At 68.3% G+C, this 13347-nt stretch carries 15 protein-coding genes and 4 pseudogenes; 7 read left to right on the plus strand and 12 right to left on the minus strand.

The genetic code is table 11. From position 1 onward, the window contains the following. Positions 1-24: 24 nt before the first annotated feature. The gene (locus tag QSK45_RS10750) at positions 25-1086 is read right to left on the minus strand and encodes an NAD(P)/FAD-dependent oxidoreductase (protein ID WP_285555483.1); all 1062 of its coding nucleotides are present in this window, start codon (positions 1084-1086) and stop codon (positions 25-27) included. Between the two features lie 626 nt (positions 1087-1712). On the opposite strand from QSK45_RS10750, the gene QSK45_RS10755 reads away from it, so the two are divergent. Both QSK45_RS10755 and QSK45_RS10760 read left to right on the plus strand, forming a co-directional pair. Continuing rightward, the gene (locus QSK45_RS10755; RefSeq protein WP_285555485.1) at positions 1713-2408 is read left to right on the plus strand and encodes a rhodanese-like domain-containing protein; all 696 of its coding nucleotides are present in this window, start codon (positions 1713-1715) and stop codon (positions 2406-2408) included. Between the two features lie 29 nt (positions 2409-2437). Next, a pseudogene (locus QSK45_RS10760) lies at positions 2438-2794 on the plus strand (MBL fold metallo-hydrolase); the annotation flags it as partial. A gap of 77 nt (positions 2795-2871) precedes the next feature. Here QSK45_RS10760 and QSK45_RS10765 read toward each other — a convergent pair. The 5 genes from QSK45_RS10765 to QSK45_RS10785 all read right to left on the minus strand — a co-directional run bounded on the left by QSK45_RS10765 (position 2872) and on the right by QSK45_RS10785 (position 5152). Beyond that, positions 2872-3312: a DUF6010 family protein gene (locus tag QSK45_RS10765; RefSeq protein ID WP_285555487.1), complete on the minus strand. Its 441-nt coding sequence runs from the start codon at positions 3310-3312 to the stop codon at positions 2872-2874. Further along, complete coding sequence (locus QSK45_RS10770; protein ID WP_285555489.1) at positions 3309-3611, minus strand: DUF3817 domain-containing protein; 303 nt, start codon at positions 3609-3611, stop codon at positions 3309-3311. Before QSK45_RS10770 ends, QSK45_RS10765 begins: the two co-directional genes overlap by 4 nt. Further along, positions 3608-4084, minus strand: a complete 477-nt coding sequence (locus QSK45_RS10775; RefSeq protein WP_285555490.1) for a hypothetical protein — start codon at positions 4082-4084, stop codon at positions 3608-3610. The genes QSK45_RS10770 and QSK45_RS10775 overlap by 4 nt, the downstream gene beginning before the upstream one ends. After that, a complete protein-coding gene (locus QSK45_RS10780) occupies positions 4081-4398 on the minus strand; it encodes a hypothetical protein (RefSeq protein WP_285555492.1) in 318 nt (105 codons plus the stop codon). Before QSK45_RS10780 ends, QSK45_RS10775 begins: the two co-directional genes overlap by 4 nt. 64 nt (positions 4399-4462) lie before the next feature. Further along, positions 4463-5152, minus strand: a complete 690-nt coding sequence (locus QSK45_RS10785; protein WP_285555494.1) for a DJ-1/PfpI family protein — start codon at positions 5150-5152, stop codon at positions 4463-4465. Between the two features lie 195 nt (positions 5153-5347). Between QSK45_RS10785 and QSK45_RS10790 the strand changes: the two genes are divergently transcribed. From QSK45_RS10790 to QSK45_RS10805, 4 genes and pseudogenes are all read left to right on the plus strand, one after another. After that, positions 5348-6286, plus strand: coding sequence for a GlxA family transcriptional regulator (locus QSK45_RS10790; protein ID WP_285555497.1), 939 nt, complete (start codon positions 5348-5350; stop codon positions 6284-6286). Between the two features lie 60 nt (positions 6287-6346). Continuing rightward, positions 6347-6712 (plus strand): annotated as a pseudogene (locus QSK45_RS10795) (DDE-type integrase/transposase/recombinase); the annotation flags it as partial. Positions 6713-7238: 526 nt separating this feature from the next. After that, positions 7239-7448: a hypothetical protein gene (locus QSK45_RS10800; RefSeq protein WP_285555498.1), complete on the plus strand. Its 210-nt coding sequence runs from the start codon at positions 7239-7241 to the stop codon at positions 7446-7448. 76 nt (positions 7449-7524) lie between these two features. Beyond that, positions 7525-8214 carry a restriction endonuclease gene (locus QSK45_RS10805; protein WP_285555500.1) on the plus strand — a complete coding sequence of 230 codons (690 nt, stop codon included), beginning with the start codon at positions 7525-7527 and terminating at the stop codon, positions 8212-8214. 354 nt (positions 8215-8568) lie between these two features. On the opposite strand, the pseudogene QSK45_RS10810 reads toward QSK45_RS10805, so the two are convergent. Next, positions 8569-8678 (minus strand): annotated as a pseudogene (locus QSK45_RS10810) (IS481 family transposase); the annotation flags it as partial. A gap of 49 nt (positions 8679-8727) precedes the next feature. Beyond that, complete coding sequence (locus QSK45_RS10815; protein ID WP_285555502.1) at positions 8728-9483, minus strand: SDR family oxidoreductase; 756 nt, start codon at positions 9481-9483, stop codon at positions 8728-8730. Between the two features lie 110 nt (positions 9484-9593). On the opposite strand from QSK45_RS10815, the gene QSK45_RS10820 reads away from it, so the two are divergent. After that, positions 9594-10427: a LysR family transcriptional regulator gene (locus QSK45_RS10820; RefSeq protein ID WP_285555505.1), complete on the plus strand. Its 834-nt coding sequence runs from the start codon at positions 9594-9596 to the stop codon at positions 10425-10427. 152 nt (positions 10428-10579) lie between these two features. Here the strand turns inward: QSK45_RS10820 and QSK45_RS10825 are convergent, their stop codons facing one another. The 4 genes and pseudogenes from QSK45_RS10825 to QSK45_RS10840 all read right to left on the minus strand — a co-directional run. Next, a complete protein-coding gene (locus QSK45_RS10825) occupies positions 10580-10996 on the minus strand; it encodes a hypothetical protein (protein WP_285555507.1) in 417 nt (138 codons plus the stop codon). Between the two features lie 53 nt (positions 10997-11049). Next, complete coding sequence (locus QSK45_RS10830; RefSeq protein ID WP_285555509.1) at positions 11050-11649, minus strand: SMI1/KNR4 family protein; 600 nt, start codon at positions 11647-11649, stop codon at positions 11050-11052. A 103-nt stretch (positions 11650-11752) separates the two neighbouring features. Next, positions 11753-12549, minus strand: a protein-coding gene (locus tag QSK45_RS10835; protein WP_285555546.1) for an IS5 family transposase whose coding sequence is annotated in 2 segments (ribosomal slippage) — positions 11753-12216 and positions 12216-12549 — 798 coding nt in all. Because the reading frame shifts where the segments join, the coding sequence is not laid out codon by codon here. Between the two features lie 569 nt (positions 12550-13118). Further along, a pseudogene (locus QSK45_RS10840) lies at positions 13119-13347 on the minus strand (hypothetical protein); the annotation flags it as partial.

A 13347-nucleotide genomic window follows, 5' to 3' on the forward strand; every position in this document is an offset into this window, starting at 1 on the left:
GTTCCGGAAGCGCTTCGCCGTTCGCTATGCGGGGCCTTCCAGACCGTGGGCGCGGGTGCCCAGAACGCGTCGTGACACTTCTGCTTCCATCGTGCCGTCGAACGGCGTTGCCGATGCTGCTTCGCGGGCCTCGGTGGCACGTCGGGCGTCTTCGAGGATGAGGTCCATGTTGATGGCGCCACCCGCGGTGTTTCCGGCGCCGGCGGACTGGGGCACGGCAGCGAGGACGTCGCTGGCGTTCCCGGCGGCCCACACGCCCCGGACGCCGGTGAATCCCGAGGGATCGACGGCGACCTGGACGCCGGGGACGGCGGGGTGGGGGTTGAGCGTGAGGCCCAGGTCTTCGAGGAAGCCGCCGCGGGCGGTGAAGGTGGGGGCGACGACGAGGGTGTCGAGGGGTATGACCGTGCCGGAGGCCAGGCGGGCGCCGGTCAGCTTGTCCTGTTCGGTGTCGGTCTCCAGGGCGGTGACGGCGCCGTGGATCACTTCGATGCCGAGGGCGGCGAGCTGTTCCCACTGCTCGTCGGTGAGTTCTGCCTGCGCGTGGTGGGCGAAGAGGGCGACCTGGGCGGTCATCTGACGGAACAGCAGGGCTTGGTGGAAGTTGCCCAGGACGCCGACCTTGGTGTCGCGGGCTTCCCAGCCGTGGCAGTACACGCAGTGGATCACGTCGTGCCCCCACCGCTCCGCCAGGCCGGGGATGTCCGGCAGTTCATCGATCAAGCCCGTGGTCACCAGGACGCGCCGGGCACGGGCGCGCTGTCCGTCCTGGGTGGTGATGGCGAACGTGCCGCCGCTGCTCTCGACGCGCTCGACCCGGCCGTTGACGACTTCTCCGCCGTAGGAGGCCACTTCCTCCCGGCCTACGCGAAGGAGTTCCAGGGGGGAAACGCCCTCGCGGCCAAGGATGTTGTGGGCGCCGGCTCGCGCGGCGGGGGCGTTGCGGGGTTCGCCTGCGTCGATGACGAGGACGGAGCGCCGTACGCGAGTCAGCAGCAGCGCGGCGGACAGGCCGGCGACACCTCCGCCGATCACGACGACGTCCCAGGTACGGCCTTCGGTGGTCTCGAGTTCATAGGTTCCCATATCGGCACCGTCACCCCGCACCACCGTTCATGGCAAACAAGCTTGCTGTTCCTGCAACGAATCGGATCACACGGTCCGCGTCTCGCGTACACCGAGTACCTTTGCCGCTTTCGGGCGATGCGGCGCACAGTGAGGGTGCGATTGAGGAAGGAGCCGGGCCGACGAATCAGCCTGCCGCGCTCTTCCGGGAAACGGGGAGCAAGACCCCTTGCCGGATGTTCTGGCCGCGATTACGACTGCCCCGCTGATGGTGGTCCGGCCTTGATCGGCCTGCTGACCATCGACTCCCCTGCCGGGTTGCTCAGCCTTCGATGGTCTGCTCCTGTTCGGCGGCCACATCGCCCGATGGTCCGCGAGGGCGCACGGCTCGCCCCAGCATCCGGCCGCCGGCGGTGGCCACCCGATCCGCCGACGGCGTAGGGACCGCACCGACCGGCTTGCCGGTTCAGCAAGACCATTTGCCGCTCATGGGCATGTGTGCGCAAGCTGTATCCAGAAAGTGCCGGCTCACAAGCCGAAGTCGGCTGCTCTCGGACTCAGTCGTGTTCCCTCATTCGCCTGGAACCTCTCCGGCTCGAGCGGTGCGTCAGAAACCGCAAGTGCCTTACAGGACAGTGGAGCGGTAGATGGAAAATCGCCATGTCGTGATCATTCCGATTGAGATCGACGAGGAGAAGGAAGGCACTTATCTCGACGCCTGGCAGGACGCCGCGGACGTGATGGCCACTCAACCCGGTTTCATTCGGACGTACATGTTCCGCACGATCGTTCCGGGGAGCAAATTCCTTCTCGTCAACGTTGCGGAATGGGAGTCCACCGCTCACTGGGAAGAGGCGATGAACGTCTGCCCGATGCTGGGACAGCGGATAGCCGTCGCCCATGCCTCGAACTACGAGGCGATCCGGACGGTCCTGCCCGCCGCACAGCAGAGTCCGGGCTCCGGCGACGGTCGCACGCCCGCCGACCTGTCTCCTGCCGAGGCGCGTCGCCGCGTCGAGAACGGGGAACTCACGCTGGTCGATGTCCGCGAGGACGACGAATGGGCAGCGCGTCACCCGGCCGGCGCCGTCCACGCCGCGCTCAGCGCGTTGCCGGCCGGGCTGTCGGATCTGCCTGACGGCCCACTGGCCTTCGTATGCCGCACGGGCACACGCAGCATGCAGGGCGGCGCGCAGGCGATCCGCGCAGGCCGGTCCTCCGTCTACAGCGTGGCGGGCGGCCTTGAGGCATGGGAAGCCGCAGGACTGCCGGTCACCTTCCCCGACCGCGAGGACGCGGTGAACAACGGCGACCGTGCCAAAGCCGCGGTACGTGAGGACTGACGAAAGCAGAACCGGCGGATGACCGTCGCATACGGCGGGACGATCGCAGTCTCCTGGCCGGCGGTCCGAGAGCGGCGGTCGTGGTCGATCCGCCGCGGGACGTCGACCAGGTGATCGCCACCGCCGCCCGGCGAGGAGTACGCATCGCCTGCGTGGCGGAGACGCACTTGCACAACGGCTACGTCACCTGCGGCCTGGAACTGGCCCGCCTCACCGGTGCCCGCCACCCGGTCCCGGCCGACGCCAGTGCTACGTGCGATGGCCACCCTGGGCCACACCCTCCACCACACCTCCTACGCACCGGAGGAGGACCGGCGCGCAGTGGGGGGCTTCACCGGCGGCTCGCTGCTGATCGGCACCGGGGGCGCCCGGACCTGGTGGAACCGTCGTCTTCGAGCAGCGTCCAGACCTCGATCGGTTCTTCCGGCTCCCCGTCCCACCGTCAGGTGCCGGGGCGGTCTGGTCAGGAGGGGGCAGACGCGTGATCGTGTGCGTGGTCCGCTGTCCGGCCGGACCTGAACCCGCGGCGGACGAGCGCGATCAGGGAAGGTCCTCCGCGGAAGCACCACAGGGCGATGACCGGATCACAGATGGCGCATGCCAGGGATGAGCCGTGGTGGAACGGCAGGATCGGATTGGCCTTGAGGTGGTGAGCCATGTCCCAGGCCGTGTGGAGCAGCCAGCCGACGCCGATGAAGGTCCAGGAGTCCAGGCCGCGGTAGGCGACGTAGGCCATGAGTGCGACGAATGGCAGCTCCCACGGGCCGAATCCGCCCCCGCTCAGATAGGCAGCGCCGGCTCCGCCCACCATGATCGCGTTGAAGTGGCGTCGGTGCGGTTCTTTGATCAGGGACATCAGCAGGCAGTAGATGATGCCGACGATCAACGGTGACACAAGGTTCATGAGGGGATCACTTCTTCCTCCTGGGGGCGGGCCGAATCGCCGCGGTCGAGTTGTCGCAGCGCGAGCAGCCCGCCGGCGCCCGGAACGAGGGCCAGGACCCTGACTGCGGCCGGGGCCCGCTTGAGGCGCCAGGTCGTGATGACGACGAACAGGTAGGCGCAGCCGTGTGTGGGACCCATCAAGGACGAGATGGGTTTCAGGTGAACGGTGAACACGTTGGTCAGCATCACGATCAGGGAGATCAGCTCGGCGTGAGCCGCGATGCGCAGATGGGGCGGAGGCCGGAGGTTCACGGTCATGCCCCCGTGGTGGAGCCGGGACGGATGATCATCAGTACGGTGACGGTGGCCCAGAGCAGGTTGAAGATGCCGGTGGCCATGGCGAGGCGGCCCGGCGTCAGGGGGGTCAGCGCCGGCAACTGCGAGGCGGAACCCGTCGTCTCGGCCAGAGCGCGGTCCTGGGCGGGCAGGATCAGGAGTGTCAGTACGCCGGTGGCCGTCGCGGTCAGCAGGATCGAGGCGATCAGCCAGGCGTCGCCGAGGACACCGAGACTGCTGGCTGTGGCGAAGCCGAAGAGGGGAACCGCGATGCCGATGCCCGCGTAGATCCGGCAGATGCGGTGCAGTGTCCCCAGAGTGGTGCGGGCGTCGCTGTCGTCGGAGTCGCCGAGGGCGCGGCGCAGCGTTGCGGGAAACATGCTCGCGGCGACGGTGACCGGGCCGACGGCGATGATGGCGGCCAGGACGTGCAAGGACAGAAGAAGCTTGGTCACGCCTGGTGCTCCGGGGTGCTCTGGCGTTCGCCGGTGACCTTCGAGGACGGAAGACGGCCGGCCTTGGAGGTGCCCTGGAGGGTGTCGTCGTTCACTGTCACGTCGAATGTCATGTTCAGCCGCATGGGCTTGGTGATGGCCTGCTTCCAGGTGAGCCGGTCGTCGGTGAGGGTGATGTCGGCGAGTGCTACTTCCTCTCCGGCTCCGCGGGCGACGCCGGTCAGGATGCCGTCCTGCTCACGGAGTTCGACCACGGCCTTGATCTTGCCGATGGGGGTGGAGATGGACAGGTTCCAGGTGCCTTCGACGGACATGCTGACGTTCTTCCTGACTGTGCAAGGCGGATGGTGAGCGACTGGTCTGCGAAGGGCCGGGTGCTCAGAGGGCGGTGGGCGCCGGGCCCTGGGCGCGCCAGACGGTGCCGCGCCGCTCGTGGGAGAAGAGCTCCTCGACGGCGTGCGCGACGCGGGGGCCCACCTCGCGCTCCAGTAGGTACAGGCCCAGATCGAGACCGGAGGTCACGCCGGCGCCGGTGATCAGGTCGCCGTCGTCCACGATGCGGGCGCGGACCGCGTGGGCGCCGGTGGCGTCCAGCATGTCGAGGCCCATGTGGTGGGTGGTGGCGTGACGCCCCTCCAGCAGGCCGGCCATGGCCAGGACGAGCGAGCCGCCGCAGACGGTGGCGACGGTGATGTCCGGGTCGTCCATCGCCCGCTTGAGGAGCGCGGGGAGCTCAGTGGTCAGCGTGCGGCCGAGCAGCACTGGGATGAACTCGTCCTGCTTCCACTCGCCGGCGCCCACCTCTTCTTCAGGGACCTCGCCGGGTTCGCCCACGCGGCCGGACGCACCGGGCACCAGAAGCATGTCGGCGCGCTCCGGGTCGAGGGCGCCGGCGGCGTGCAGCGTCAGTCCTCCGGTGCCACTGACGACCTCACGAGGGCCCTCAGCGGTGACCAGCTCGACGGTCACCGCGCCCTCCGACGCCGACCCGCCGGCGTACAGCACCTCGTAGGGGGCGACGACATCGAGCGGGTCGAAACCGTCGAACAAGACGATCTGGATGTGCATGAGCGTTCCTTCGGGGGCGATCTCTCTCCGACGCGTTGAAGTCAACCGTCCGCCGACCCGGTCGCCCAGTGGCACGAGTGACAGTTTCCAACGGGAAATTGCCATGCGTCTCCGAGGACTTCGGAAGTGCGTTGACATGTGGTCTCCCGGATACCGGCCCGGATCCGCCGTGCGGCGATGAGTTAGGTTCTGGCCATGCACACAGTCGCCGCTCTCGCGCTGGACCAGGTGATCCCGTTCGACTTGTCCACCCCCATCGAGGTCTTCTCCCGGACCCGTCTGCCCGACGGGCGGCCCGGCTACCAGGTCCGGGTGTGCGCCGAGCGCGAAGAGGTCGACGCCGGCGCCTTCGCCCTGCGTGCCCCCTGGGGTCTGGAGGGCCTCCGGGACGCGGACACGATCATCGTGCCGGGCGTCACCGATCCCACGGTCCCGCTCTCCGCCGCCGTACGCGACGCGCTGCGGTCGGCCGCCGCCGACGGCACCCGGATCGCCTCCATCTGCGTGGGCACCTTCCCCTTGGCCGCCACCGGGCTCCTCGACGGGCTGCGCGTCACGACCCACTGGCGCGCGGCCGGGTTGCTGGCCGCCCTCCACCCGGACGTCGACGTCGACCCGGACGTCCTCTACGTGGACAACGGCCAGTTCCTCACCTCGGCCGGCGCGGCCGCGGGCTTGGACCTGTGCCTGCATATGATCCGCCGGGACTACGGATCGGCGGTCGCCGCCGACGCCGCCCGCCTGTCGGTGATGCCACTCGAACGCGAGGGCGGACAGGCGCAGTTCATCGTCCACGACCACGCCCCCGCACCGCAGGGCTCCGAACTGGAGGCGCTGCTCACCTGGCTGCGGGAGAACCTGGCCCGCGACCTCACCCTGGCCGACATCGCCGCGCAGTCCGGGACCAGCACCCGGACCCTGATCCGGCGGTTCCGTGACCAGACCGGCACCACCCCGCTCCAGTGGCTCCACCGGGCCCGTATCCGCCAGGCACAGCACCTGCTGGAAACCACGGAGCACTCCGTGGAGCGCATCGGCGGCCAGGTCGGCTTCGGCTCGCCCACCACGTTTCGCGACCGCTTCAAACGCACCACCGGCGTCAGCCCGCAGACCTACCGACGCACCTTCAGCTGAACCTGTGGGGGCATCAGACGGCGGCGGGGGCGCAAGTGGGGTGAGACGCCGCTGAACGCCGAGGCCTCGCAGATCCCGGACCTGTTCCGGCGGGACCTCACCGCTCCCGAACAGGACCGGAGATACACGGGCGACATCACTTGACACGCCCTCGGGGGCGGGGAGTTCCGTTACCTCGCCACCGTTCTGGACTGCGTCAGCCGGGAGGTCGTTCGGCTGGTCAATCGCCGACCATATGCGCACGGACCTCGTCGCCGACGCCCCGCGGATGGCGGCCGCGACCCGTGGCGACCTGGACGGGGCGGGCCGGTGTTCCGCTCCGATCGCGGAGCGCGATACGGCTCCAGAGCTTTCGCCGACTTTTGCGACGAACTCGGGGTCACCCGGTCGAGGGGCGCGGTCGGCACCTGCGTGGACAACGCGGCCTGCGCCGTCCCCCTCGGTGCCGGAGGCGCGCTCGGAGTCGCGGCAGCCGGCCCGCGCCTGGCGAGCCGTCCGGGCCGCGTGACCGCGGACATCGGTTGGTCGCCCGGCGCGGCGTCGCCCGTGGTCCGGACTGGGAAAGGTCCGGTGGGTTGTCGAGCGCGCGTTCGCCCGACCGCACCGGTGCGAGGGCCTGCACCACATGTGAGGGCAAGGGCCAGATCATCCGCGAGCGGCACACCTACCAAGTCCGCATCCCCGCGGGGATCAGGGACGGCCAGAAGAGCCGGATCCGCGAACTCGGTGGCCCCTGGCAAGCAGGGTGGCGCGCCCGGGGACCTGTACGTGACGATGCACATCGCCGACCAGGAGCCGGGACGCGCGGTATTCGGCCAGGTCCGATGGCTTTGTGCCATTCGTCGGCAACTCGTCCCGAACATCGTCAAGCCGCCGCTACACAAGAAGGCCGGGGCGGCGTCCTGCCGTTCTGCTCGTGGTGGTGGCCGGTCGGTGGGGGAGGTCCAGAGGGTTGCTGACCATCAACGTGGCGGTGCTGCTCGCGGTCATCGTTTTCTTCCGGCTGCGGCGGCGTACAGAGGCCCGTAGCCGCTTCGACGAGAAGCTGACCGTCGTCATCGTCCTGGCGCTGGGCGTCCTGATCGCCCCCACCCCGGCGGGCCAGGGGCTGTTGAGTGTCTTGGGACAGGTGGCCGGCGGCGTCACCCAGGCCGGCCGATGAGCCCCCGCACACGTACGGACCGGACGGCGGCCGGCGGTGCCCACGGCGGTGCACGGGTGGGGCGAGCGGGGGAGTGATGGCGGCACGTCGACGGCGCCGGCGTTTGAAGAAGCGGACGCGCAGGCAGCTGCAGGGCTGGGGCGCGGTGGCGGCGGTGGTCGCCGTGGTGTGGGTGGCCGGGCATTGGGCGGTGGTCTGGCCGGTCCTGGTGGCGTTGTTCGCCGCGGTCGTGGTGGGCGGGGCCGGATGGACGGTGCTGCGGGCGCACCGTCGTGAGGTCGGCCAGGACCGGGCGTGGCGCGCGCAGGAGGAGGCCCGAGTGCGGGAGTTGTCGATGGCCGAGGTCGACGCGTTGTCGTGGCAGGAGTTCGAGGCGTACGTCGCCGAACTGTGCCGGCGGGACGGCTGCACGAAGGTTGTCGTCAGCGGCAAGAGCGGCGACCTGGGCGCGGACGTCATCGGTTACCTGGCCGACGGCCGCAAGCTGGTGGTCCAGTGCAAGAAGTACGCGCCGCACCGGAGCGTGCCCTCGCAGGACATGCAGAAGTTCGTCGGCACCGCCCGCCTCGAGCACGGCGCGGACGTCGCGTTGTTCGTCACCACCTGCCGCTCGTTCACGAGGGACGCACTGGGCCTGGCGCTGCGCCAGGACATCGTGGCCCTGCACCGCGACCTGCTGGGCGCCTGGGTCAAGGGCGCTCATCTGGAGACCCTGATCCCGCTGAACGGCAGTGGGGGTGGGGCCAGGCGGCGCCCCTCTGCCTGACTGGGCGGGCTGCTGCTATCTCCACCGCGGGCCGACCTGCACCACCGGCCCCAACCGCGCCGTACTGGGCTGGCGTCAGGACGGCCAGGACAGTGCCGTCGGCAGGACAACGCCGGTCACGAGGACGAGCACGGTCAGTGCCGGCCGACGCCCAGGCCGTGCCGAGCCGCCCACGCCCGGGAACCGCTCCAGCCCCTGGAACACCCGGTCCGCGCCGTCGAGGAGTTCCGCCCGTGGAGCTGGCCGTGCACACGCTGTCGGTGCTGTATCCCACTGACCGATCCGGACTTGCCGGCAGTGGCGCGACTGCCGGTGGGGAGGGCGCCTCAAGCGCACGCTCTGCCGTGATCCTGTCCTGTTCATACCCATCTCAGCGGCCCCGCGCGCGCGATCGGTCGGGTCTGGCAGCGCTCCACGAGACGCCGCCGGCCTTCGACGGACAGTGGTGCATTGCGGTGGGACAAGGCTCAAAGGTCTTTCCGGTCGAGGACTCCTGGCGTCACGTAGATGCGTTCACCTTGCGCCGATGGTGGCTCCACCGTCGATCACGAGGGTCTGGCCGGTGGTGTATCCGTTCGACATGAGATGTGTGAATGCCTTGGCGATGTCCGTGGGCTCGCCGACCCGCCCGACGGGCAGTTCCGCAGCCGTCGCGTTGTAGAACTGCTCACGCTCGGCTTCCGCCATGCCGTCCCACAGGGGGCTTCGGACCAGCCCGGGGAAGACGGCATTGACCCGGACCGGCGCGAGTTCGGCCGCGGCGGCCCGCGTGAAGGCCTCGATGGCTCCCAGGATGGTGGCGCACGCAGTGAAGCCGGGCGTCGGCCGCAAGTAACCGGCACCGCCGCTGAGCGTCACCGACTTGCGCACATAGGGCAGGGCTGCCTGGGTGGCCGCGATCGCTCCCCACACCCGAACCGACGCCAGTTCCTGCATCGCTCGAAGGTCGGTGTCGGCAAGAGCACCGAACAGCAGGTCGTCCCCTGCGGTGACGACAAGGTGGTCGTGCTCACCGATGTCAGCGAAGAAGGTCCGCACAGCTTCGACGTCCCGAACATCGAGTGTGTATCCCTCGACGGACTCAGGGAGCCGGCCCAAGGCCACTGCTACTGCCTCAGGACGTCGGGACGCGACGACGACGCTGGCACCCAGCGCGACCGAGCGCAGCGCGGTCGCCCATCCGATGCCGGAGGTACCGCCGATGATCACTACTCGTTCGTCGCTCAGTTCGGACTGGGTGGACAGGGCCGGCGCGGCAGGAGCGGTCATGGGTAGTTCTCGCCTTCATGAGAGGTCGTCGTGGAGACACCAACGACACTGCAGGCTGACCGGCTGTCCCGTCCAACACCACTTTTGAACAAGAGCCATACCCTGAAGGTATGGATGGCGACCTGGACCTGAGAAAGATCCGTTACTTCCTCACGGTCGCGGACGAGGGCAACTTCACTCGCGCCGCGGCCTCACTGCACATCGCGCAGCCCGTCCTCAGCCGCCAGATCCAAACCCTCGAACGAGAACTGGGCGGCCCGCTCTTCATCCGCCACCCTCGCTCGCTCGAACTGACTCCGGCGGGCCGGAAACTCTTCAAGGACGGACGGAAGCTACTGGCGGCCGCGGCTGATCTGGCACAACACGTCAAGGGCCTCACAACCGGCCGCCCTACGTTCACCGTCGGACACCACCGCGCCGTCTCTGTCCGCCCAGCGGTACGCACTTTCCGAGCCGAACACCCGACCGTCGAGGTGAGGACAGTGGCCCTCGACGCGGATACCCAGGCCGCCGCGCTTCTCAGGGGAGAAGTGGACGTAGCCGTCGTGCTCCCACCGTTGCCCGCAGAAGGACTGACCACTCAGGTACTCGGGAAGGAACCGACCCTGATCAGGGTCTCCTCAGAGCATGAACTCGCACAACTTGCCGAGGTCACGCTAGAGGACTTGAAGCCCTATGAGAACTTGCGGTTTGAGACCGCAGGGCAGAACGGACGTCCCGTGCGGAACATCGAGGACAGGATCGAACTACTGGCCAATGGCACCGGTGTGTACATGGCACCTGCTCTCTGCGCCGACCGCTACCGCCATCCAGACCTCACGTCCATCCCCGTCAGCGACGCGCCCCCGACTCCGATCCTCATCGCCTGGCCGTCCTCCCGAAGCTCGCAGATGACGGAAGACTTCGTCGCTATCGCTATCGCGACCGCGTCAGAAACCCCATGACACGCACCATTCAGTGGGCGGTTCATGAGTCTTCATGCGGATCTGCTGAGACCTCGTCCCGCGCACCCTCGGCGCTCTTGCCGCCGCCCGCGGCAGGGCCCAGGCGGCTTCGCCGTTTCGCCCGCCTTTACCGGTGCCGGGCTGCGACGTCTTCATCTGCGGTCGCGCAGGAAGGTGGGGATCTCGTCGCGGGTCGGGTAGTCCGGCGGGGGTGCTGGCCTGCCCTGAAGGAACGCGGTGATGACGGCGACGGCCCGGTCGTTGTGGTCGTCGAGGCCGTTCCACATGTGATGTCCGACTTCGGGCATGTACTGCGTGCGCTGGATGGCGGGGTCATCGGCAAGGACGGTGGTCTCCCATTGACGGACCTGGGAGGAGCACTCGGCGATCATCAGCATCGTGGGGGTCCGGGAGCGCCTGAGTTGCGGGGCGATGGAGGGCGAGTCCTTGACCGTCTGCTGGACGCGGAGGCTGGCGGCGGGACTGATGAAGGAGAAGTTCTGTTCGGTGCCCTCGGCGGGGATGTGGTGCGTGGCTTCGTTCACGAAGAACCGGCAGCAGATGTTCACGACTTAGAGGTCATCTCGTTTGGGGCCTTCCCCTGCCAGTAGGTGCCAGCCCCTCACATGCCTCGGTCTGGGCCGTACCAAGGCTCGGGACGTTCGCCGGCAGACATCGGGAGGTGCTGCAGTTTCACAGGACCTGGATAGAAAGCTGAGCTGTCGGGGCCGGTCATGTCTTCGCCGACCAGGTAGCGATAGAGCCATTCGGCGAAGCTCATGCGGTGCTCTGCCCAGGTTTCGTCATAGTTGACCACGAGCCTGGTGGCATCGGCGGCTGCGTCAAGGAAGATCGTCTCTCCTCGGTCGGTGCTCGCGATCGGCCACAGGCCGTTGCGGGTGCCGAAGCTCAACTCCTCGAGTCCGAAGAGCTGGCGGGGGTCCTCGTCCGCGTCGAGGTCGAGCTCGTCCCAGGGCACTTCTGACCACGTCTGGATGGTGTCCCGGATCCACTGGGCCAGGTTCCACCGCTCGGTCGAGGGGTGGGACAAGTAGAGATGACCGTTGAGTTGGATCGGGGCGTATGCGTCGACGATCACCCGGTAGTCGGCCGGCAGCCGTATGCCGAGATCGGCGTGGAGGCGGTCCCATGCCCAGGGCTCTGCATAGCGGTTCTGGGCCGGTCCAAGCATTGCCATGGTGGCAGCCAGATAGTCGGTCATAGGGTACCTCGTTGGTATGGATCGCTGCTGGGCAGCAGGCCAGCGGCAGGGCGGGATCATCCGAATGCGTTATGGATCATGCCAGCCCTGCCGTCCTCGCCGGTCAGGTCGCCATCCTGCGGTAGCGGATCAGAGCGGCGGCGATCCCGACGAAGGCCAGGAAGTGGTCGGCCTTGCGTTCGTAGCGACGGTGCAGGCGGCGACACCCGGCCGGCCAAGCCACCGTCCGCTCGACGGTCCAACGGTGGCGGCCCAGCCGCTGGGAGGACTCAACACCCTTGCGAGCGATACGCGGGGCGATGCGTCGAGTGCGGAGCCATCGGCGCAGGCGGTCGTAGTCATAGCCCTTGTCGGCGTGGAGCTTGGCGGGCCGCCGACGGCGCGGTCCGCGACGGGAGCGGATCGGCGGGATACCCCGCACCAGGGGTTCCAAGCCCTGACTGTCATGCATGTTCGCTGCGGAGATGCCGATGGACAGGGGCAGACCGGTCCGCTCGGTGATCAAGTGGATCTTTGATCCCTTTTTACCGCGATCTACGGGATTCGGGCCCGTCAGGTCCCCCCTTTCATCACCCGCATGTTCACCGAGTCGATCGCGCACCGCGACCAGTCCAGCTCACCGCGGGCACCGAGTTCGTCCAGCACCAGACGGTGGAGCTTTCCCCACACCCGGGCCCGACTCCACTCGGTGAACCGCCGGTGCGCGGTGGGTCCGGAGGGGCCGAACCCCGTCGGCAGCTGACGCCATGTACAACCCGTCGTGGCCACGAAAATGATTGCCGCCAGCACCTGCCGGTCCCCGTACCTGCGCCGGCCACCACCCTGCGGCCGGTTTGGTGCGGCGGGCACCACCCGCTGGAACAACTTCCACAACCCGTCCGGCACAAGACGCTCCACCATCGCTGTCACGGCCGTCAGCCTAGTGACCAAGCCAGTTGAGACGATTTCTTAGGGAGGCGGCGCAGCCCTCCGGGAATTCGAACATTGAGTGAGTCGCTTGCCGTAGTCAGGGGCGGCGGCTGGCACTTGCCCGCGCTGCGTTGGGTACGCCGCGACGGGGGTAGGTGCCGTTCCCACAACGGACGAGAAAACATGTTGGCTGGCTGTCGGCGAGCTGCGACGATACATCTGGTTCCCAAGCGGAGGATGTTTGTTCGTTTTCGTGTGTGCGGGGTGTGGTGCCGAGTTGACCACCCCGCTGTCCCAGGTCTCGCTGCCAGTCCAATCTCGGGTTCTGGTCCACTTCTTGTGGTGTGGTGACGGGTTGTCACGAGGTAGGGGCGTGATGGATCACCGCCGCGGCGACAGGCCACGGTGCCCGAAGCTTCGCAGTGGTCTCCCGAGGAGGATGGGGAGCAGGGCTGGGCGTACCGGACCCGCGTTTTTTTGGGGGGAGTGCGTGGTCGTTGTGGTCGCTGCGGCCCTGGGCAGAGTGCCGGGGCCGCAGCGCGGGCTTGTGGCGACGGGTGTTACTGCTTGGCGGTGGGTTCCGTCTGCTGGTTGTAGATCTCCTGGCCCGCTGCGTTGTAGGCGTGGACGTAGGGGGCCGGGGAGGGGGAGTTCCCTTCGATGCCGGAGATGGCCGCCGTGTAGACGAACGCGCCGTCTGCCATGAGGGCCGGGTACTGCGTCGGGTTGTCGCCGTAGCTGATGGTGATCTTGGCGACGTCGGGTGTGTAGTGTCCGGCGCCCAGTGAG

It is taken from the genome of Streptomyces hygroscopicus subsp. hygroscopicus, from assembly GCF_030269125.1.
GTDB classification, from domain to species: Bacteria; Actinomycetota; Actinomycetes; order Streptomycetales; family Streptomycetaceae; genus Streptomyces; species Streptomyces hygroscopicus_C.